Raw genomic sequence first — 22,375 nt, 5'->3', positions numbered from 1 at the left:
CCGTGCGTGGGCCCGGAACGTACGGAGCCGCGGTGGATCCATTGGATGCAATGGATCCGGCGGGTCCGTACGACGGACCACGGGGGCGGCGGGTCAGAGCGTGCGGCGCACGCCCGCCTGCCGTTCGATGTCGTGCAACTGGACGGACAGGCCGCCCTCGACGGCGTGGTGCGCGGGGCCGCTGCGGCCGATGGGCAGGACCTCCGTGCCGCGCATGTCCTCCAGCATCAGCGCGAACGCCGTGTAGAGCGCGACGGCGGCGAGCAGCAGCCCGAGACCGCCCGAGGCAAGTCCCAGCCACTCGACACCGGTGAGGTTGGCGAGCGCGGCCACCGTGAACCGGGGGACCGCCGTGCACAACACCAGCCACATGGCCCGCTTGCGGCCGGCGACGAGCGCCATCAGCAGGGCGAACAGCGCGAAGACGGCGTTGAGGACACCGAGGACGCGCACCCCGTCCGGCGGGGCGAGCACCATGGTCAGCGCACTCGCCAGCCACAGTCCCGAGAAGCAGGTCATCAGCGTGGCCGCCAGCACGTCACGGGCGCCGAACGCCAGGATTCCCACCAGGAGTTGGAGGACGAACGCGGGCAGGATCACCAGACCGACGGCCCGCCGCGCGCCGTCCTCGAAGACCCCCAGCTGGAAGCAGCCGACGATCACCGAGGCGATGGCGACGGCGTAGAACCCGAGAGGCATCGGGGAGGCGATCGGGCGCAGGTTGACCCGGGTCATCCGGCGCAGGTCCGGCTCGAAGTGCCGTCCGCCGTCGAGCGGATCGGCACCCGGGGCCGGGACGCCGCCGGCACCGGACCCAGTCCCGGGCACGGCCCCGGACGCGGTGCCGGCGGGAAGAACGGTCTGGGACGGTGCCGACGACTCGGCTATCGGCTCAGTCATCGGACAGCGCCTGCTGGAGCGTCCGGGTCGCCAGGTCGACCGCCGACCGGGCCGCGTGCGTGTCGCGTAGGGCGTTCAGCATCACGAAGTCGTGGATGATGCCCTGGTAGCGGACCGCGGTCACCGGCACTCCGGCGGTGCGGAGCTTGGCGGCGTACGCCTCGCCCTCGTCACGCAGCACGTCGGCCTCGCCGGTGACGACGAGGGCCGGCGGCAGACCGGCCAGCTGCTCGGTGGTGGCCCGCAGCGGGGAGGCGGTGATCCGGGCGCGGTCGGCCTCGTCCGTCGTGTACTGGTCCCAGAACCACCGCATGCCGTCACGGCTCAGGAAGTAGCCCTCGGCGAACTGACGGTAGGAACCCGTGTCGAAGTTCGCGTCGGTGACCGGGTAGAAGAGCACCTGCGCGCGCAGGTCGAGACCGCCGCGTTCCTTGGCCATCAGCGTCAGCGCGGCGCTCATGTTGCCGCCGACCGAGTCGCCCGCGACGGCGATCCGGGCCGGGTCCAGGCAGTGCTCCCGCCCGTGGGTGACGACCCAGCGGGCCACGGTCCAGTTCTGCTCGATGGCCACCGGGTAGCGGTGCTCGGGGGACAGGTCGTACTCGGGGAAGACCACGGCCGCGCCCGTGCCGACGGCGAGCTCGCGCACCAGCCGGTCGTGCGTGTGGGCGTTGCCGAAGACCCAGCCCGCACCGTGGATGTAGACGATGACCGGCAGTGGGCCGGCCACCCCCTCGGGCCGCACGATCCGGGCGCGGACCGACCCGGTCGGGCCGCCCGGCACGGTCACCCACTCCTCGTCCACGGCGGGCAGCTCGACGGGGCCGGACTGCACGTCGTCGACGGCCTTGCGGCCCTCGGCCGGCGGCATCTGGAACAGGAACGGCGGCCGGGACGTGGCCTCGGCGAACTCGCGCGCGGCCGGTTCCAGAACGGGCGTGACGGGAGTGACGGTGACAGGAGTGTCGGGGGTGGCGGGGGTGGCGGATGCGGGGTCGTGCATGCTCCGGCCTCTCGGTGGGGGACGGGAAGGGACTGTCGGGGAGGGGAGGGCAGGCGGCCCGGTGGTGGCCGCCGGCGAGGTGTCCTCGCGCCGGTTTCGCGGGGACAGTGGAGAACGTAGACGGGCGCCGGCGCCCGGGGTCGCCCCTCGGTGCAGAGGACTTGACCCTCAGTGCAGCGTCCGGCGCGAAAGGCCGCGGGCCGTCCGGCACCGCCGGGCGGGAACCGGCCCCGGGGCCGGTTTCGGAGGGAGGGAACCGCGTGTTGCTACTGGACCTGGAAACCTTAGATCCGAAGGACCGGGTGGAGGCGTTCCACCACGCGCTGACGGACGAATCGGTGCCGAACGACATCGCCCACGAGGAACCCGGTACGACGATGCGCGCCCGGATGGAGGTATGGCGGCTGGGAGCGTTCGACCTGCTCGGCATCCGAGGAACCGGCTTCGAGGTCCGGCGGAGGGCCCGGCGCGGGCGCGGACACCGGGCACGTCCGGTGGTCTCCGTCTCGCTCCGGACCTCCGGCGTCCACCGCGCCGAGAACGGCGCCGAGCGCTACACCCTCGGCACGGACGACATCGCCGTCTTCCACGAACTCGCGCCCCGCCGTGACGGCTGGTCGGGCGAGGGCGCCTCCCAGGCGCTCACCCTCGACATGGAGCTATTGGGCTCCCGGTGGACACCGTCGTACGTGCCTCCGTACGCTTGCGGTCGAGCCCCCCGCACGACCTCGTCCTCGGCCATCTGCGCACTCTCTGGCGTAACCCCGGCACGTCGGCAGCGGACCCCGGAGCGGCGGCGCTCGCGCACGCCACCACCGAACTGGTCCGGGCCCTGCTCGTCTCGGCCACCCGCGACCCGGACGACGGCGAGGTCCGCTCGGTGCTCCACGACTGCCTCGCCACCCGGATCATGGCGTACGCACGCCGTCACCTCACCGGCCCCGACCTCACACCCGACCGCCTCGCGCACGAACACGCCGTCTCCAGACGGCAGTTGTACGCGGTCCTCGGCCGGGCCGGCATCAGTCTGGAACAGTGGGTCATCAGTGAACGACCGGAGGCGGCCCGCCGCCTGCTCGTCTCCCCACGCCATGCCGGACTTGCGGTCTTTGCGGTGGCGGCGCGCTGCGGATTCACCAGCCCCCGTCACATCGCCCGCCGCTTCCGGGAGCGGCCTACGGGGTCACCCCGCGTGAATGGCGACGGCTACGGATCCAGGACACCGTCCGGATCCGTGCCTCCGTGGGGCGTTGACGCGGCGTCGCCCTCCCGGTCCCACCGCGGGAACCGCGAAGGCGTCCGCCCCGGGCCGAAACCCGGGACGGACGCCCTCCTTCAGTGCGACCGGCCCCTGGTGTGCGGGCCGGGAGGGTGGGGCAAGGTCACTTGCCGAACCACGCGTTGTGGACGGTCAGCTTCGAGACGTTGCCCTCCTTGTCCGTGACCTCGGCGGACAGGGAGACGGCGGCGTTCGCCGCAGGGCTCTTCACGATGATCGTGCCGTTCTGTACCGGAACCGGCTTCCAGGTCTTTCCGTTGTCGTAACTCACCGAAACTGTCAGAGACTTGAGGTTGGCGCCGGCCGCCGCGCCCTGCACGGTCACCGGAACCGTGAGCGGAGCGAGCGCCGGGGTACGCGAGGAGAGGTCGACCGGCGGCGCGAAGCGGACCGTGGACACCGGGAGCGCGGTGGTGGCCGTGACCGGCTTCGAGCGGAAGGTGAAATCGGTGTCGATCCGGGTGGAGGCGGCGGCCAGGGTCGCCGGGCGTTCCACGGTGGTCGTCAGCCGGTACGAGGCGTCGGAGCCGTCGACGGTGAAGGGCTTCCAGCCGCTGAGGGCGTCGTCGTTCTCGCCGACCTTGACGCCGTCGCGGTAGAGCGCCGTCGTGGCCGTCAGGTCCGGCATCATGCCCGCGTGGCCCTCGCCGTCGGAGAACAGCGGTACGGAGCCGATGATCTGCTGCTCACCGGTGGACGGGTCCGGCGCGGTGCGGAAGACACCCGTGTTCTCGCCCAGGAGGGGGCCGATGACACCCGTGTTGAAGGTCTCCCGGTAGGCCTTGCCCGCCTCGTAGCGCTTCGGCCGGACCATCTCGAAGGAGCCCTCAAGGGCCGGGCCGCCCCACTCGTCGGGCGCGCCCAGCTGGTGGTAGCGGGTGAGCCAGGTGGCGCCGTCGGCGGTGGAGACATAGAAGGTGCGGATGCCCGGCGCCGCCTGCGGCGCGAAGAAGCCGTTGCCTTCCGGGGCGTCCGGCAGCTGGGCGAACGGGGAGACGAAGGCCTTCTTCCCGGCGACGGAGGCACCGAGACCGACCTTGACCGTGGCGAGCTCGCTCGCCTTCACATGCCGCGTGTAGCCGGTCGCGACCGTGCTTGTCTTGCCGCCGAAGGCCACCGCGTACTGGCTGGTGGCGTCCTTGAGGAAGTGCGCGTCCCAGGTCTGCAGGAGCGAGCCGTCGGTGAGTGCCGGACCCATGTGGGCGGTGCGGAAGCCGGCGAAGCCGCGCAGCACCCAGCCGTCGCCGACATGGCCGATCTCCGGGGTGGAACGCTGGTAGAACGTGCCGCCGAAGTCGGCCTGGTCGATACCGGGCACGGTGAGGTCGACCGGCTTGGTGGTCCGGGCGTCCGGGGTGACGGTGGTGTCCTCGGTGATGTCCAGCTTCGGCTGGGCGATCCAGTCCGTGCCCTGGGTGTAGTCGGACGGGTCCTGGTAGACGGCGGTGCTCAGGGTGTACGAGCCCTTCGGCACCCGCAGCGTGTGACTGCCCGGCTCGTCGGCGATCCGGGCCTGGTAGCCCGCGGCCGGGCCGGAGACGCCGAGCAGCGTGCTGGTGAAGTTCGCGGCGTCGGCGCCGTCGCGGCCGAGGGTCCGGATCGTCAGGTCGTACGACTCTGCCTCACGGACCGCCACGGCGGCCGTACGGACGCTTTGGCCCGCGCCGGTGGCGGTGACGTACGCCGAGTAGGTGCCGTCGGCGTCGCCCACGCTCGTGTCGGCGACGAGGTCGACCTCGGCCGTGCCGCCGGCGGGCACGGTCACCCGCGGGGCGCCGAGCGCGAAGAACCCGGCCGGGGCGGGCTTGCCCGCCGGATCGAGCGCGGACACCGCGAGGTCCAGGGTGACGTCCGAGGTCCCGAGGTTGCGATAGGCGAGCTTCCGGGTGACGGGCTTGTCGTCGGTGTGCGGCCACTGGGCCGTGCCGAAGTTCAGCGACACCGGCTCGGCGACGACGTTCTGCGCGAGCGCCTCGGCCACCTGGATCCGGCCCGTGCCCTGCTGGTAGGGGGTGTAGTCGCCGCCCTTGGCGGATCCGGTCAGCGCGCCCTTCAGTTCGGCGGACTTCCACTCCGGGTGCCGCTGCTTCAGGATCGCGGCGGCGCCCGCGACATGCGGGGTCGCCATCGAGGTGCCGTCGATCCGCAGATACCCCGGCGCCGGGTGCGGAGTTCCGGGGTCGGTGTCGATGGCGCTGCCGGCGGCCGCCGCCGCGGCGATGGCGACACCGGGCGCGGTCACGTCCGGCTTGACGGCGCCGTCACCGACGCGCGGGCCGGTGCTGGAGAAGGACGCGAGCTTGTCGTCCTTGTCGACGGCGCCGACGGTCAGCGCCGCGTCGGCGGTGCCCGGCGAGTCCACGCTCGACGCGCCGTACGCGCCCTCGTTGCCCGCCGCGATGGCGAACAGGACGCCCTTCTCGGCGGACAGCCGGTCGACGGTCTCCTCCAACGGGTCGACGCCGGGGCCGTCGGGGGAGCCGAGGCTGAGGTTGATCACGTCGGCGCCCTCGGCCGCGGCCCACTCCATGCCCGCGATGATGGCGGAGTCGTCGCCCCAGCCCTCGTCACCGAGGACCTTTCCGCTGAGCAGCTTGGCGCCGGGGGCGACGCCCTTGTAGCGGCCACCGGACGCGGCGCCGGTGCCGGCCGCGATCGACGCGACATGGGTGCCGTGGCCGACCCGGTCCACGGTGTCGGCCGACGTGGAGAAGTTCTTCGCCTCGACGACCTGGGTCTTCAGATCGGCGTGGGTCGTGTCGACACCGGTGTCGAGGACGGCGATTTTGACGCCCGTGCCGTCGAACCCGGACTCCCACGCCTTGTCGGCGCCGATCTGCCGGACGCTGCGGTCCAGGCTGGCTCCGCGTACCCCGTCCAGCCACACGCCGGCGATGCCGGGCGCGGCGGCCCGGATGCCGGTCTTCCCCTGGCTGGTCAGCGCGTTCCACACCTGGGCGAGGTCGTCCGGGGAGGTACGGATCGCGTCGGCGCCGATGGCCGGGAAGGTACGGCGCACCTCGGTGTCGCCGGCCGCGCGCACCTCGGCGCGGGCGGCGGTGGCGTTCTTTCCATACCGCACGATCAGCTTGAGCCCGGCGCGGTGGCTCTCGCGCAGCCGAGGATCGGTCAGCACCTTGAGATCGAACAGCCGCTGGTCCAGCCGGCCCGTCGCGATCAGGTGCTGCGCGTCGGCGGGGATCAGCAGGGTGCGGTCCTTGAGGCGCTGTACCTCGACGGGTATGTGCTCGCGGCCCTTGGCGGGCTCGAAGCCCACCATCCGGCCCTTGCCGTCGACCACCACACGGTCGCCGGTGACGAGCGGGATCCGCTCGCCGCCGGCGGTGTGCGGGGTGCCGGGTGTGCCGCCGGACGCGGCCGTGGTGTGCGCGTCGATCGCCGTCGCGGGGCCGGTCATGCCGGCGAGCAGGGCCACCGAGGTGGCCGCCGCGATGGTGAAGGCGCGTGCTCTGTTCACATGTGCGCGCAAGTCTCCCCCAGGAGGGTGGGATGAGGTGGAGTGATGACGTCCAGCCGGGGGTATCAGGAACCCGCCGCTGGTCAGCGCAGTATGTGAGGGAGCGGGAAGCCGATCAACGCCGGCCGGCCCGTGAGGGCAGGTGTTTCGGACACGCCGAAGTCCCCGGGCGCGATGGGGCGATGATGGCTGTGTGACCGCTGTGTGACAGCCATGCGATTCCTGTGCGACACCGCCTGCCGCCGACCGCGCTCCCGGCCGGTGATCAGGCGCTTTTCAAGTCTTGAAGCCTCACGCGGCCGGGGCGCGGTCCTGGATTGGCTGCAATCGGACCCGGACGAAGGCTCTGTTCTCCGGGCCCGATCAGGTGGTTCAGGCGGCTCAGGCGGTTCAGTCGCAGATCAGCAGAGTCTTCGCGAGGGTTGTCCGCGCTTCGAGGGCGGCGTGGGCGTCCGCCGCCTCCGACAGGGCGTACCGCTGTTCGATCCGTACGTCCAGGTGCCCGTCACGGACCAGTTCGAGTACGGCCGTTCCCCGGCGCAGCAGCTCGGCCCGGTCCTGGATGTGGTGGACCAGGTTCGGGCGGGTGACGTACACGGACCCGGCGGCGTTCAGGCGCTGAAGGTCGACCGGTGGCACCGCGCCGCCGGCCTGCCCGTACACCGCGAGGACCCCCCGCGGCCGCAGCGCGGCCAGGCCCTCGTCGAACGTCGGACCGCCGATGCCGTCGTACACCGCGGCGGCGCCGATGCCCCCGGAGTGCCGCCGTACCGCCTCCAGCAGCGCGCCCGGCCGGTAGTCGACGACCTCCGTCGCACCCACGGCCCGCGCGGCCTGTGCCTTCGCGGCGGTCGACGCGGTGCCGACCACCGTGGCGCCCCGCGCCACCGCGAGCTGGGTCAGCAGCATCCCGACCCCGCCCGCGGCGGCGTGCACGACGACCGTGTCGCCCTCCTGGACCGGATAGGTGTCGTGGCACAGATAGTGAGCGGTCATGCCCTGCAGCAGGGCGGCCGCCGCCTGTTCGGGGGCCAGCCCGTCCGGCACCGGCACCAGCCGGTCCGCGTCGATCAGCGCGTACTGCGCGTAGGCACCCGGCAGGTTCGCCCAGGCGACCACGTCGCCGACGGCGACCCCGCCGGCCCCGGGGCCGACCCCGGGCCCGGTCTCGACGACGGTCCCGGCGCCCTCCTGCCCGGGGACGAAGGGCAGCTCCGCCGGGTAGAGACCGGACCGCAGATAGACGTCGATGTAGTTGACCCCGGCGGCGGCGAGACGTACGAGCACCTGGCCCGCGCCCGGCGACGGGCGGGGCAGGTCGACGAGTTCGAGGACCTCGGGCCCGCCGGCCCGGCCGACCCGCACGGCCTTCATGAGCTGGATGTCCTTCATCTCCTGGATTTCCTTCATGTTCTGAGGGAGCGTCACAGTTGGGGCCCCGCAGTCGTGTTCATCCGTCCCCTTCCGGTGCCGGTCCCGGGGACTCGGCGGTCAGCGCACGTCGTAGCCGGCCTCCTCGGCGAGGTCGCGCACGAGCGGCAGGACCGGGAGGATCTCCGACTCGTGACGGCGCCACTTCTCCGGGTCGGGAGTGGTCTGGGTCATCACGACGGGCAGATCGCGGCGGCCCCAGGCATCGGAGAAGGGCAGGTCCGCCGCCTCGGCCACGGCCTCCATCGCGGAGACCGGGTCGGCCTGGACGTCCTCGTAACGGACCAGGACGGAGTTGCCGGTGGGGGCCAGGGCCGAGGCGGCGTCCAGGACGGCCCGGTTGTGGGCCAGCCAGTTGCGGGCGCAGACCTCGGCGAGCCGCAGGTCCACCCAGTCCTGCCAGCCGGGCGGCAGGCTCAGGTTCCACCACTCCTTGCCCCACGGGAACACGTCCGAGTACCCCTGGATACGCAGCGGCACCGGCATCTTGTACGAGAAGAACATCCGCGGGTTGAGCCAGGCGTCCATCAGGGACCCGACGCTGGTACGCGGATCACGGACGACGAACACGAACCGCGCGTCCGGGTAGAGGGCCTGGAGGAACGGGATCCGGAAGCAGGACTGGATGCTCTTCTCCACCAGCCGGATCCCGTCCGCGAGTTCGGCCTCGGTCGGGCGCTCGCCGCGCGGCGGGAAGCAGAACGGGGTGATCTCGTCGAGCTCGCCGCCGTCGCGCGTGGTGGGCGGGCCCTCCGGCAAGTCGCCGGGGAAGCGCTCCTGGAGCGCCTTCAGCGGCACGTCGTAGTAGTACGGCTGGGGGCCCTGCGAGCGGAGGAAGTCGAGGTGGTCGAGCTTGTCGGCGACCGACCACTCGGCGCCGGGCCGGCGCGCGGCGGCGAGCAGGTCCGCGTTCAGCCGGGCCGCCACCTCGGGGGTCGCGTCGGAGGCGTCCAGGGCGTTGGACTGCCAGCCGCGGCGGCCCGGGTGGAGGCTGTCGCGCTCCCAGATCGGCTTGCCTTCGCGGCCGATGCTCCACACGTGCTCGCTGCGTTCGATCAGACTGCGGACCAGACTGGTGCCGGAACGGGGGTGGCCGACGATGAAGATGGGCTGCTTGAGCATGGCTGAGCTTCGCTTTCGTAAGGAGGCGGGTTCTCAGACGGGTTCTGGGGTGGGTTCTTGGGCGGGTTTTTCGGCGGGGGTGGCCGGGCGGTCGGCCGAAGGGCGGCGCGGGGTGGTGCGGGTGGTCAGGCCGGCCAGCGGGCGGATCTGACGTGCCGGCTCGCGAGCCCGGCGGCGGTGATCACGGCCTGGATGCCCGCGATCAGCACGATGGCGCCGGTGACACCGAGGAACTGCAGCGACAGACCACCGGCCAGGGAACCGAGCGGGGATCCGGCGCCGATGAGGGTGATGGTCGCGGCGATGGCGCGGCCCCGCCGGTGATCCGGGGTCTGCCGGAAGATCATGATGTCGACCAGGACCTTCAGCGCCGGCAACCCGAGTGCCGCCAGGGCCAGCAGGGCGAAGACCCAGACCGGACCGAACGGCAGCGCGAGCAGGGCCACCGCGACGGTGGTCAGGGTGGACGCGGCGAGCAGCAGGGCCCCGGGGCTGAGCAGCCGGTTGAGACGAGGCACCAGGACCGAGCCGGCGAGCATGCCGACGGCGGTGCCGGTGAGCGCGAGGCCGATCGCCCTGGGGGAGTGGTGCTGGTCGCGCAGGGTCACCAGGACCATGAGGATCGCGGCGGTGACGCTGAAGTAGAAGATGCTGATCAGGGCCAGCGCGGACCGCAGCAGCCGGTCGCCGAGCAGTTCGCGCACCCCGGAGAAGGCGGTGGCCAGCGGCCCGAAGGCGCTCTTCCTCGGCTGCTCGGCCGTCGGCTCGCCGCCGCTCACCGGCTCCTCGTCCGCCGGTGCGGCGGGCTTGGCCGCCTCCGGTACGCGGATGAACAGGGCGCAGAGGAACGAGATCGCGAATCCGGCGATCGCCGCGAGGAACGGAAACGTACGGGAGACCAGGTAGAGCGCGCCGCCGAGCGGCGGCCCGGCCAGGGCGGCGGCGCCGCCGCGCGCCTCGTCCTGGCTGAGCGCCGCGGTCAGCTGATGGTCCGGCACGACGGCGCGGATCAGCAGCATGCGGGCCGGGGCGCCGAAAGCCGTGCCGGTACCGAGGACGATCGCGGCCACGATCAGCAGGACGAAGTCGGCCCGGTCCGTCGTCAGCATCAGGACGATGAAGGCGAGGGTGAGGGCGCGGACGGCCTCGGATATCAGCAGGATCCGGCGCCGGTCCATGCGGTCGACCACCACCCCGGCCGGCAGCCCGACCAGGAGGGCGGTGCCGATCTGGGTGAAGCCGAACAGGCCCGCCAGCGCGGGCGACCCGGTCAGGGTCATGATCAGCAGGGGATAGGCGACCTCTACGGTCTCCAGGCCGAGGTTGGCCGCGGCCGCCCCGATCCAGAGAGTCTGGAAGCGCCGGTTGTGGCGCAGGGGGACCGTGGGGGCGGGAGCTTCGCTATCACCTTGCAGCAAGCGTTCACTCATGCGTGAACGGTAGCATCTGAGTAAATGGTTCGCTACGAGGAAACGGAGAAGGATTCATGGCTGAAGAAGCCGACGCGAGAGTGGTCGTCCGGGAGGTGGACGACGTGGAGACGCTCAAGGCCCTGTCCGACCCGCTGAGGCTGGCGATCCTGCGGACGATGATGAGCGACGTACAGGCGTCGCACCGGGTCAAGGACATCGCCCGGCTGCTGGACCAGCCGACCACCCGGCTCTACCGGCACATCAAGGTGCTGGAGGCGGCGGGGCTGATCAGGGTGGCGCAGACCCGAATGGTCTCCGGCATTCAGGAGAGCCAGTACCAGGTGGCGCAGTTCGCGCTGCGGCTGAGCCGCGATCTGCTCGCCGCGCCGGACCACGCGGACGAGCTGGCCGACGCGTTCGCCGCGACGCTGAACGACTTCCGCGACCGGCTCGTACGGGACGTCATCAGCGGTCGCTTCCAGCCCGAGTCCAAGCGCGGGGCCGAATCCGAATCCGAATCCGAATCCGAATCCGAGTCCGAGTCCGGGGCAGAGCGCGGGGCCGGAGCGGAGGGTGTCGCCGGGCCGGAAGCCGGGAGCGGGACCGTGCCCGGGCGGGAGGTCGCGGAGGGCGAACGGCCGGACCCGCTCGGGCCGATGGTCGTGGCACTGGACCGCCGGCTGACGCCGGAGCGGGCCGTCGAGTTCCGGTCCCGGCTGTCCGCGCTGATGGAGGAGTTCAACCGGCCCGACGACGAGGAGAACGCCACGGTGCCGGTCGAGTTCCTGCTGATGTTCTGGGCGCCCAGGGAGCCCTCGGGTGAGCCCTCAGGGCAGTCGCCCGGGTAGACGTACGGGGACGCGGCAAGGCGCACCCCGCCCGGGGGAATGTCCCCATCGGGCGGGGTGCGCCTTGCCGCCTTGGAGCGGCCTGTCTCACTTCGTGGCGATGAAGAGCCGGCCGCCCGGGAAACGGTGCGGCACGCGCCGCGCCTGGTCGAAGCCGGCCTGCCGGAAGCGGTCCAGCCAGTCCTCCTCCGGGGGCAGCTCCACGTTCATGAATCCGGCGTGCAGATAGGTGAACAGCGCGCTGAAGCGGCGCTCGCGCTCCGCCGGCGCGTACGGCACCGCGTCGGTGATCGCCATGATGCCGCCCGGGCGCAGCGCGTCCCGGCACTGGCGCAGCACCCGGTCGAAGACGTCGCCCTCCTTCACGATGTCGTGGAAGACGAAACCGGCGTGGATGACATCGGCGCCCTCGACCGGCGTGGGGTCGTCGGCGATGGACTGGATCGGCCGCTCCACCACGTCGAGCCGGTCGCCCATGCCCGCGGCCCGCGCCGCGCGGGCCGCTTCCTGGCACGCGCCGGCGCTCATGTCCAGCGCCACTCCGGTGGTCTTTGGCAGCCGGCCGAGCAGGTCGATCAGCAGACCGGCCGCACCGGCGCCGAGGTCGGCGATCCGCTTGGGCTGGGCCGCGAGGATCGTCTCGGTCGCCGCCGGGTAGAAGCCCTGGCTGCCGATCCACCGCGAACTGACCGCCACCTCACGGCCGTTGCGCTGGTACAGCGCGGCGGCACCGGCCGGGTCGCGCAGGAACTCGGCGGGGTGCTCGACGTACGGCTGGTTGGCTCGGAGCGACCAGGTGAGATAGCCGGCCTGGTAGATCCGGTCCGCGAAGTCGTCCGCGACCTTGAACTCCTTGCCCCCGGCCGGCACCAGCAGCGCCGCCGCGACCAGCGTGGACATGAAACCGGCCATGCCCTCTTCCGGCACCTGCGCGGCCACGGCCAGTTCGGCCGCGGTGACCGGCTCGCCGCGCTCCAGCAGCGGGACGATGCCCAGCCGGTCGGCCATCTCCAGCAGGGCGGCGACGGCGGCGAGATCGGCCGCGGTCTCCGGGGAACTGACGCTAGACATCGCGCTCTCCTACTCCATGTCGGTGTGCAGAGTTCAGATGGGTGTGTTCCGCGCCGCCGGCCCGGCGGCGGGGGTGAAAACGGGGGGTGGTTGCCGGGGCCCCTCGCCTCAACGGGCGGTCGATTCCCCGTCAGTTGAGCCCGATCCCGTAGAGCCCGTAGAGCCCGTAGAGCACGCAGGGCCGTCGGGGCTTCCGGCGTCCGCGGGTCCCGTGCGCCGCCGGAGCTTCGGCCGGGCACGCCGCTCGGACGTACCGAGGCGCGCGGCGAGCGCGGCGACCGTCGGGGCCTCGAAGAGCACGGGCACATTGAGGCTCGACCCGAACCGGGTACGGACCCGGTTCAGCAGACGGGTCGCGAGGAGCGAGTGGCCGCCGAGGTCGAAGAAGTTGTCGTGCACGCCGACCCGGGGCGCCTTCAGGACCTCCGCGAACATCGCGCACAGCGCCTCTTCGCGCTCGTCCCGGGGCGCCACGTAGCCGGCCTCGGACGTGACCGGCCCGGGGGCCGGCAGCGCCTTGCGGTCGACCTTGCCGTTGCCGGTCAGCGGCAGCCGGTCCAGGGTGACGAACACGCTCGGCACCATGTAGTCCGGCAGGGTCCGGGCGGCGTGCGCCCGTACGGCGGCCACGTCGGCCCCCGCCGGGACGAGATAGCCGACCAGCCGTTCGCCGTCCGCCGTGACCGTCGCGTGGGTCACGTCCGGATGGCCGGTCAGGACCGCCTCGACCTCGGCCGGTTCGATCCGGAACCCGCGCACCTTCAGCTGCGCGTCGGCGCGCCCCTCGAATTCGAGGACCCCGTCGGGCCGGCGGCGGGCGAGGTCGCCGGTCCGGTACATCCGCCCGCCGGCCGGGCCGTACGGGTCGGCCACGAACCGGGCGGCCGTCACGTCCGGCTGGTACGCGTAACCCCGGGCCAGGCCCGTACCGGTCACGTACACCTCGCCCTGCACCCCGGGCGGCACCGGCCGCAGCCGCTCGTCGAGCAGATAGATCCCCGTGTGGTCCATCGCCCGGCCGATCGGCACCGTACGCGCCGGGGCCGACCCGATCGGATGCCAGGTGGAGATGATGGTGGTCTCCGTGGTGCCCCAGGCGGCCGCGACGGCGGTCCGGGGCGCGGCGACCAGCAGATCGGCGACCGCCCCGGGCGACACCACGTCACCGGCCATCCAGACCAGGTCCATCTCGGCCAGGGCCGGCGCGGCCTCGGCCACCATCAGGTTGAACAGGGCGGAGGTGAAGACCGCGGTGGTGGGCTTGCCCTCGCTGATGACGCGGGCCAGCACCTCGGTGTCCAACTCGCCCTCGGGCGCCACGACCACCCGGCCGCCAGTGAGCCAGGGCAGCCAGATCTCGTACGTGGACGGGTCGAACGACGTCGGCGAGTGCATCAGCGTGTCCGCCGGGTCCAGCTCTCCCCAGGCGCGGTCGGCGACGAACTCGGCGACGGCCCGGTGCGGGACGCTGACGGCCTTGGGTGTGCCGGTCGAGCCGCTGGTGAACATCGTGTACGCGGTGAGGTCCGGGTGGGTGAGGACCGCGGGCGGGTGCTCCTCCGTGCCCGGCGAGGGCGCGACGACCGTGACGCCGGTCAGCTCGGTGGGCCCCTCGGTGACGAGCAGCGTGGCCCGCATGTGGTCGACCATCCGCTGCTGCCGGGCGAGCGGCGCGGACGCGGACAGGGGCAGACAGCCGCCGCCCGCCTTGATCACGGCGAGGACCGTCACGAGGTAGTCGATGCCGCGCGGCTGACGTATCGCCACCGGGTCGTCGGGCCGGCAGCCCGCCGCCACCAGCCGGTGCGCCAGATGATTGGCGCGCCGGTCCAGGTCCCGGTAGGAGACCGACCGGCCGCCCTCGACCGCGGCGATCGCGTCCGGGGTGGCGGCGGCCTGCCGGGCGAAGAGGACGGCGAGGTCCTCGGCGACGACCGGCCGCCCCGTGCCGCGCCAGTCCGTCAGAGCGGCCCGCCGCTCGGCGCCGGAGAGCAGGTCGATCGCGCCGATCGGCGTGTCCGGGGCCGTGACGGCCGCCTCCAGGATCCGCAGCAGCCGGTCCATCAGGGTGGCCACGGTGTCCCGGTCGAACAGGTCGGTGCGGTAGCGCACCTCGCCGGTGATGCCCTCGGGCGCCCGGCCGTCCCCGTGGTGCTCGGTGAAGCTGAGGTTGAGGTCGAAGTCCACCGGGCCGACCCGGATCGCCTCGACCGCGCCCTTTGCCGGCGCCGGCGACACGTCCACGCCGGACAGGGCGAAGGCCGACTCGGCGTTGTTCTGGAGTACCAGCATGGTCTGGAACAGCGGGTGCCGGCCCAGCGAGCGGGCCGGGTTGAGCGCGTCGACGATCCGGTCGAACGGCAGCTCCTGATGGGCGTAGGCCGCCAGGTCCAACTCGCGCACCCTGCCCAGCAGTTCGGCGAAGCTCGGATCCCCGGAGGTGTCGGTGCGCAGCACCAGGCTGTTGACGAAGCAGCCGACCAGATGGTCGAGACCGTCGTCGCTGCGCCCGGCGACCGTGGTGCCGAGCGGGATGTCGGTGCCTGCGCCGAGCCGGGTGTAGAGCGTCGCGAGGGCGGCGTGCAGCACCATGAACAGCGTGGTGTGCGTACGCCGGGCCAGGTCCAGCAGGCCGGTGTGGAGTGCGGCGGGCAGGGTGACCGGCAGCAGCGCACCGGGCAACCGCGCGGAGTCGGGACGGGGCCGGTCGTAGGGCAGGGGAAGCTCCGCCGGGAGCCCGGCGAGCCGCTTTGTCCAGTACGCCGACAGGCGCTGTCCGGCCGGTCCCGCGAGCAGATTCCGCTGCCACAGCGTGTAGTCGGCGTACTGCACCGGCAGCGGACGCCAGAGCGGGGCGTCTCCCCGGAGGCGGGCGGCGTACGCCTGCGCCAGGTCGCGGGTCAGCGGGCCCAGGGACCAGCCGTCGCCCGCGATGTGGTGCATCAGCAGGAGCAGTGTGTGCCGGTCGGGTCCGGTCGTGAACAGGTGGAGCCGCAGCGGCAGTTCGGTGGTGAGGTCGAAGCGGTGCCCGGCGGCGGCCGTCAGCGCGGCGTCGAGTCCGGCCGGATCGGAGGGATCGACCGGGGCGACCCGGAGCACCTCGTCCGGGTCGGCCGACTCCAGGATCTGCTGACGGGGCGTCCCGTCGTCCTCCGGGAACCGGGTGCGCAGCGTCTCGTGCCGTTCCAGCAGATCGCCCACCGCGGCGCGCAGCGCCCCGGTGTCCAGCGGCCCGTCCAGGCGCAGCACCAGCGGCCAGCCGAGGCCGTTCCACCGGGAGACGAACCACAGCCGTTCCTGGGCGTACGACAGCGGCAGCGGGCGTGGCCGTACGACGGGCAGCAGGGCGTCGCGGGTTTTGTCCTGCGCTAGGTCGCCGGAGCCCGGGCGCGCGCCGATCCGCGCGGCGAGCGCGGCGGCCGTCGGGGCCTCGAACAGGTCGGCGACGCCGAGGTCCGCTCCCAGATGGGTACGGATCCGGTTGACGAGCCGGGTGGCGAGGAGCGAATGGCCGCCCAGGTCGAAGAAGTTGTCGTGGGCGCCGATCACGGACCGGCCGAGCAGCTCGCCCATGAGCGCGACGAGGATCTCCTCGGCGGGGGTGCGCGGCGCGGTGTACCCGGACCCGGTCTCGAACTCCGGCTCGGGCAGGGCCCGTCGGTCGATCTTGCCGTTGCCGGTGAGCGGCAGCCGGCCGAGCACGACACAGGCGCTGGGCACCATGTACTCGGGCAGGGCGGCGGCGAGCCGGCCGAGGACACCGGCTACATCGAGAGCGGGAGCCGGCGCGCCGGAGGCGTCGGGGCCGTCGTCGGGAGCGCCGGAGCCGGAGCCGGCCGGCCCGGCGAGGTCCAAGGCCGCGCCCTCGGGGACGAGATACGCGACGAGCCTGCGCTCCCCGCCCCGGTCCTCATGGGCGGTGACGAATGCCTGTCCGATCTCCGGCAGGGCGGTGAGCGCGGACTCCACCTCGGCCGGTTCGACCCGGAAGCCGCGGATCTTCACCTGGGCGTCGGCCCGTCCGACGAAGTCCAGGGTGCCGTCCCCCCGCCACCGGGTGATGTCGCCGGTGCGGTACATCCGGCCGCCCGGCGGGCCCCACGGATCGGCGGTGAACCGTTCGGCGGTGAGACCGGGCTGTCCGGCGTATCCGCGCGAGACCCCCGAACCGGCGATGTACAGCTCGCCCGGGACCCCGGCCGGTACCGGCTGGAGTCGGCCGTCGAGCACGTACAGCCGGGTGTTGTCCATCGGGCCGCCGATCGGCACCCGGCCGGGGACGTCCTGCCCGGCGGACATCGAGAACCGGCTGGAACAGGTGGTGGTCTCGGTCGGGCCGTACAGCGCGCGGACCGTCAGACCGGGGTGGCGGTAGAGGACCCGGGCGACCGCCGCGGGCGGCACCACGTCACCGCCGGTGAGGATCTCCCGGATCCCGGCGAAGCAGTCCGGGTTCTCCGCGAGCGCCGCGAACAGGCCGGAGGTGAGCCAGACCCGGTCCACCCTGGACGCGGTCGCCGCGCGGGCGAGGCCCGCGTCGTCGAGGACGTCGCCGGGCGCCACCACGACCGTTCCGCCGGTCAGCAGCGGTGTCCAGATCTCGTGCACCGACGCGTCGAATCCTGTCGCCGAGTGCATGAGGACGGTACCGCCGGCCCGCCAGAGCCGGTCGCGGACGAACCCGGCCGCGTTCCGGTGGGTCAGGACGACGGCCTTGGGCATGCCCGTCGAGCCGCTGGTGAACATCACATAGGCGGCCTGGTCCGGGTGCGGGTCCCGGCCGGGTGCCTCGGCCGACTCGCCGTCGCCCGGTGTCAGTACGGTCAATTCCGCCAGTTCCCGCGGCAGTTCCACAGTCGGCAGATCGGTGACGAGCAGCGTGGCGCCGGCCTGCTCGGTCATCAGCCGCAGCCGGCCCGGCGGCGCGGACGACGGCAGCGGCAGATACGAGGAACCCGCCTTGAGCGCCGCGAGCATGGACACGACCAGATCGGCCGACCGTCCCTGCGACAGCGCCACCGGCCGGTCCGGAGCCGCTCCGGCCGCGATCAGCCGGTGCGCCAGATGGTTGGCCCGCCGGTCCAGTTCGGCGTAGGTGAGGGTGACCGGCCCGGTCACCGCTACCGCGTCCGGGGTCGCGGCGACACGCTCGGCGAACAGCCGGGGAAGCGAGGCGTCCGGCAGCGGCCGGTCCGTGTCGTTCCAGGCCCGCAGGATCGTCTCGCGCTCTGCGCCGTCCAGAATGTCGAGGGCGCCGAGCCGCTGGTCGGGATCGGCGGCCACGGCCTGGAGGACCCGGACGAACCGGTCGGCCAGCGCCCGCACCGTGTCCTCGTCGAAGAGCCCGGTGCGGTACACGATCTCGCCGGTCATGCCGTCGGCTGTGCCGTCCCGCCGATAGGAGTCGGTGAGGTTGACGAAGAGGTCGAGCTGCGCCGCCGAGGGGGTCGACCGGACCGATTCCACATCTACGCCGGGCAGCGCGAAGTCGGCGCCCGCGTTGTTCTGCAGGACCAGCATGGTCTGGAAGAGCGGGTGGCGGCTGAGCGTACGGGACGGGTTGAGCGCCTCGACGAGCCGGTCGAACGGCAGCTCCTGCCGGCTGAGGGCGGCCACGTCGGCGGTCCTCGTACGCTCCAGGAGCTCGCGGAAGGTCGGATCGCCCGAGGTGTCGGTGCGCAGCACCAGGTTGTTGACGAAGAAGCCGATCAGATGGTCGAGGCTGTCGTCGCCGCGCCCGGCGACCACGGTGCCGACCGGGATGTCGGTGCCCGCGCCGATCCGGGTGTAGAGCGCGGCCAGGGCGGCGTGCAGCACCATGAACAGCGTGGTCCGGCTCCGCTGTGACAGCGCGAGCAGATCCGCGTGCAGCGCGGCGGGGATCCGCAGCGGGATCTGCGCGCCGTCGTGGTCTGCGCCGCTGGGCCGGGGCCGGTCGTAGGGGAGGGCCAGTTCCTCCGGAAGCCCGGCCAGGTAGTCCCGCCAGAACGCGGTCTGCCGCTCCTGGAACTCCGTGGTCAGCTGGTCGCGCTGCCACAGCGCGTAGTCGGCGTACTGCACCGGCAGCGGCTGCCAGGCCGGCGCGGCACCGGCGGCCCGCGCCGTGTACGCGACGGCCAGATCCTGCGCCAGCGGCCGCATCGACCAGCCGTCACCGGCGATGTGGTGCAGGACGAAGACCAGCACATGCCGGTCCGGCGCGGTGCGCAGCAGCGTCACCCGTACCGGTACGTCGGCGGTGATGTCGAACGGCTGCCGGCAGGCGGTGCGGATCGCCTCGTCCAGCTCGTCCTCGGCCACATCGAGCACCCGGACGACCTCGTCCGTCGGCACGGCGGGGAGGATCCGCTGGTACGGCTGCCCGTCCCGCTCGTCGAAGACGGTACGCAGCGACTCGTGCCGTGCCGTCAGATCCAGAGCGGCGGCGGTCAGCGCGGCCGGGTCGACCGGGCCGGTCAGCCGCAGTACCACGGGAAGGTTGTAGGTCCAGCCGAGCGGGTCCATCCGCTGGACGAACCACAGGCGCTGCTGGGCCCAGGACAGCGGAAGCCGCTCCGGTCGCGGGGCCGCCACCAGGGCCGGCGCCTCCGGCCCGGCCGCCTCGCCGAGGTCCGGGGAGTCCTGTCCGGCCGCCTGGGCGAGGGCCGCCGCGAGCCCCGCGACGGTGGGCGCGGCGAACAGCGTGTCGAGCCCGAGCCGGACGCCGAAGGCCGCCCGGATCCGGTGTAGCAGCCGGGTCGCGAGGAGCGAGTGGCCGCCGAGATCGAAGAAGTCGTCGTCGATGCCGACCCAGGCCCGGTCGAGCAGTTCGGCGGCGAGCTCGCAGAGCAGCTTCTCCCGCGCGTCGCGCGGCGCCCGGCCGGACGCGTCGCTCCGGAAACCGGGCTCGGGCAGCGCCTTGCGGTCCAGCTTGCCGCTCGCGGTCAGGGGCAGGGCGTCGAGTACCAGGAACGCGGAGGGTACGAGGGAGGCGGGCAGCCGCTCCTTGGCCCAGTCGCGCAGCGACGCGACGAGCAGCCCGCGGCGGCGGGTCGCGATCGGGTCGTTGGTGAAGGTGACCGGACCCTCGGGGCCTTCGGCATCTTCGGTGCCACGGGCGGTGGCCGGGGCGTGGGACAGATGGACGCCGTCCAGCACCGGCGAGCCGCCGGAGGCCGGGAAGAGCACGTCGACCAGGTCCGGGCCGTCCGCCGACCAGGTGACCACGGCGCTGCGGCCGTGCTCCGCGGCCAGGGCGTGCCAGTACTCCGGGTCGACCTGGTCACGGGGCCCGGTGAGCGCGGCGCGGGTCGCCTCCACCGGCGCGCCCGCCCGGACCGACCGCGCGGCGGCGACCTCGCCGGCGACGCGCGCGTTGCGCACCCCGGTGAGCCGCAGCGCCGTGCCGTCAGCCAGCCGCGCGGCCAGATCCTCGGCGCCCCGGACGTCCGCCTTCCAGCGTATGGCCGGGGCCGCCGCCAGATCCTGCGCGCCGGCGCCGTCCTTGTGCAGGACCACGTCGTAGCGGTGTCCGGTCAGCTCGTTGCGGTCCGCGCCGCGCTTGAGCCGCAGATCGACCGCGCCGGCACCGACGGTGGCGAAGAGGCCCGGGGCGATGAGGAGTTCCTTCTCCAGGATCACGGCCTGCTCGATCTCGCGGCGCAGCACCGAGGGCTCCACCGCGTGGTCGAGCTGTCCGAGCCGTACGCCGGTCCACATGGCGTCCACGAGCGGCAGGCACCGCACGTCGCCGATGAACAGCCGACCGCCCGGCGCCAGCAGATCGAGCAACTTGACCAGCACGTCCCGCAGATAACCCTCGTCGGGGAAGTACTGCACGACCGAGTTGACGATGATCGTGTCGAAGCGTCCTCGGGGCAGACCGGTGGTCACGTCGGCGGCCTGGGCGCGCAGGGTGACCTTCGCGGCGGTGTCCGGATCGCCGGCGAGCCGGGCCCGCAGACCCTCGATCGCGGACGCCGAGTAGTCGGTGCCCCAGTACTCGTCCACCCGGCCGACCAGCGGCGTCAGGATCAGACCGGATCCGACGCCGACCTCCAGGACGCGGCGCGGCGCGAACTCCAGGACGCGGCGGACGAACTCCTCGCGCCAGCGGGCCATTTCCTCGACGGGGATGCCCTCGCCGGTGTAAGTGGAGTTCCAGCCGGAGAAGTCGCTGCCGAAGGCCGAGCGGTCGGACTCGTCGTAGAACGTGTCGTAGATCTGCTGCCACTCGTCGACATGCCGGTCGGCGTTGCCGTCGTCGGTCTTGGCGACCCGGCCCGCGACGACGTACGCGGCGAGCCGCTTCTCGCCGGCCCGGTCCTCGTGCACCAGGACCCGGGCCTGGTCCACCGCCGGGTGTCCGGCGAGGACCGCCTCGATCTCGCCCGGCTCGATCCGCAAGCCCCGGATCTTGACCTGGTCGTCGGCCCGGCCGCAGTAGGCGAGTTGTCCGTCCGGCAGCTGTCGCACCAGGTCGCCGGTGCGGTACATCCGGGTGCCCGGCTCCCCGAAGGGGTCGGCGACATAGCGCTGCGCGGTGAGCCCGGCGCGGGCGACGTAGCCGCGGCTCACACCGCCGCCCCCGCTGTACAGTTCGCCGATCTCGCCGGGGGGCGTCGGGCGCAGCGTGTCGTCCAGCACGTACAGCCGGGTGTCGCCGGACGCGGAGCCGATCGGCGGGGCGTCCGGGCCCGGTGTGAGCGGGGCCGAGAGAGTGATCGCCATGGTGGTCTCGGTGGGGCCGTAGCCGTTGACCATCCGGCGGCCGGGGCTCCAGACGCCCACAAGACGTGCCGGGCAGGCCTCGCCGCCGACCATCAGCGCCCGCAGCGCGGGCAGTTCGGCGGGCGGCACGGTGGCGAGCACCGACGGCGGGGCGAACGCGTGGGTGATCCCCTGGTCCGCGAGGAACGCGGCCAGCTCCTCGCCGGCCAGCGTGTCGGGCGGCCCGACGACCAGGGTGCCGCCCGGGGCGAGCGCGAGCAGCACCTCGATGACCATGGCGTCGAAGCTGGGCGAGGCGAGCTGCGACACCACACAGCCGGGGCCCGCCGCCATCCGGTCCGCCAGATCGGCGGCGAACGGCAGCAGCCCCCGGTGCGGGACCGCGACGCCCTTGGGTCGGCCCGTCGAACCGGACGTGTAGATGACGTACGCGAGGGACAGCGGACGGTCCACCGGGTCGGGGGCGGTCCGCGGCGCCGTCGCCGCCTCGGCGAGCAGCTCCGCGAGCGACCACTGGGCGGTGCCGGGGGTCTCCGGCAGGCCCGGCAGCACCCTCTCGGTCGACAGCAGGGCGCGCGGCGCGCTGTCGGCGCACATGAAGGCGATCCGGTCGGCCGGGTGATGGACGTCGACCGGCAGGAACGCGGCCCCCGCCTTCCCCACCGCCAGCAGGGCGACGATCAGTTCGGCCGAGCGCGGCAGCGCCAGCGCCACCACGTCCTCGGCGCCGATCCCGCGCCCGCGCAGCACATGGGCCAACTGATTGGCACGTGCGTCCAGTTCGGCGTACGACAGCTCGACCGCGCCACAGCGCAGAGCCGGCACGTCACCCTGACGCGCGGCGTGCCGCGCCACCCGGGCGTGCAAGGACCCTGACGGGTCGCTTTTCGCTGACGGCAAGCGCTCCGGCGAAATCGGCATCGCGGCCCTCCAAGATCAGTCTCAGCCGTGGTCCCCCTGCGGGCCGGCTCATGATGGGCGGACCGCGAGCGGCCCGACAACCCCTAGACCGGGCCCCCACAACCCCTTGGGACAGGGCCTTTTCGGCCTCGATGACCTTGAGTTCCACGGAACCGGCCTATCGTGTGCCGCCGATGACCGTCGACGTCTTTCAGGCGCAGG

General features: G+C 73.0%; 10 protein-coding genes and 1 pseudogene. 3 read left to right on the top strand and 8 right to left on the bottom strand.

What is annotated here, in order from left to right:
* Positions 1–93 precede the first annotated feature (93 nt).
* Together ACGFRB_RS25210 and ACGFRB_RS25205 are read right to left on the bottom strand one after the other, a co-directional pair.
* Complete coding sequence (locus tag ACGFRB_RS25210; protein WP_393246172.1) at positions 94–900, bottom strand: GPR1/FUN34/YaaH family transporter; 807 nt, start codon at positions 898–900, stop codon at positions 94–96.
* Positions 893–1,903, bottom strand: coding sequence for an alpha/beta hydrolase (locus ACGFRB_RS25205; protein ID WP_393246170.1), 1,011 nt, complete (start codon positions 1,901–1,903; stop codon positions 893–895). Before ACGFRB_RS25205 ends, ACGFRB_RS25210 begins: the two co-directional genes overlap by 8 nt.
* Here ACGFRB_RS25205 and ACGFRB_RS25200 point away from each other — a divergent pair.
* Positions 1,888–2,523, top strand: a pseudogene (locus ACGFRB_RS25200) (hypothetical protein); the annotation flags it as partial. The gene ACGFRB_RS25205 and the pseudogene ACGFRB_RS25200 overlap by 16 nt on opposite strands.
* A gap of 290 nt (positions 2,524–2,813) precedes the next feature.
* Complete coding sequence (locus tag ACGFRB_RS25195; RefSeq protein WP_393246295.1) at positions 2,814–3,347, top strand: helix-turn-helix domain-containing protein; 534 nt, start codon at positions 2,814–2,816, stop codon at positions 3,345–3,347.
* Here ACGFRB_RS25195 and ACGFRB_RS25190 read toward each other — a convergent pair.
* From ACGFRB_RS25190 to ACGFRB_RS25175, 4 genes are all read right to left on the bottom strand, one after another.
* Positions 3,286–6,660 (bottom strand): S8 family serine peptidase, encoded by a 3,375-nt coding sequence (locus ACGFRB_RS25190; protein ID WP_393246168.1) that lies wholly within the window; start codon positions 6,658–6,660, stop codon positions 3,286–3,288. The two genes, ACGFRB_RS25195 and ACGFRB_RS25190, sit on opposite strands and share 62 nt — an antisense overlap.
* Before the next feature lie 390 nt (positions 6,661–7,050).
* Positions 7,051–8,070 carry a quinone oxidoreductase family protein gene (locus ACGFRB_RS25185; RefSeq protein WP_393246166.1) on the bottom strand — a complete coding sequence of 340 codons (1,020 nt, stop codon included), beginning with the start codon at positions 8,068–8,070 and terminating at the stop codon, positions 7,051–7,053.
* An 81-nt stretch (positions 8,071–8,151) separates the two neighbouring features.
* Positions 8,152–9,213 carry a sulfotransferase family protein gene (locus tag ACGFRB_RS25180; protein ID WP_393246164.1) on the bottom strand — a complete coding sequence of 354 codons (1,062 nt, stop codon included), beginning with the start codon at positions 9,211–9,213 and terminating at the stop codon, positions 8,152–8,154.
* 125 nt (positions 9,214–9,338) lie between these two features.
* Complete coding sequence (locus ACGFRB_RS25175; protein WP_393246162.1) at positions 9,339–10,643, bottom strand: MFS transporter; 1,305 nt, start codon at positions 10,641–10,643, stop codon at positions 9,339–9,341.
* Positions 10,644–10,699: 56 nt separating this feature from the next.
* Between ACGFRB_RS25175 and ACGFRB_RS25170 the strand changes: the two genes are divergently transcribed.
* Positions 10,700–11,473, top strand: a complete 774-nt coding sequence (locus tag ACGFRB_RS25170) for an ArsR/SmtB family transcription factor (RefSeq protein WP_393246160.1) — start codon at positions 10,700–10,702, stop codon at positions 11,471–11,473.
* A gap of 87 nt (positions 11,474–11,560) precedes the next feature.
* Here the strand turns inward: ACGFRB_RS25170 and ACGFRB_RS25165 are convergent, their stop codons facing one another.
* Both ACGFRB_RS25165 and ACGFRB_RS25160 read right to left on the bottom strand, forming a co-directional pair.
* On the bottom strand, positions 11,561–12,544 hold the full coding sequence (locus ACGFRB_RS25165; RefSeq protein WP_393246158.1) for a class I SAM-dependent methyltransferase: 984 nt from the start codon (positions 12,542–12,544) through the stop codon (positions 11,561–11,563).
* Positions 12,545–12,652: 108 nt separating this feature from the next.
* Complete coding sequence (locus tag ACGFRB_RS25160) at positions 12,653–22,174, bottom strand: amino acid adenylation domain-containing protein (protein WP_393246156.1); 9,522 nt, start codon at positions 22,172–22,174, stop codon at positions 12,653–12,655.
* Between the last annotated feature and the right edge of the window lie 201 nt (positions 22,175–22,375).

The sequence above is a fragment of the Streptomyces sp. NPDC048718 genome (genome assembly GCF_043198875.1).
Lineage (GTDB): Bacteria > Actinomycetota > Actinomycetes > Streptomycetales > Streptomycetaceae > Streptomyces.
This window is presented reverse-complemented; position numbering and strand designations above follow the sequence as displayed.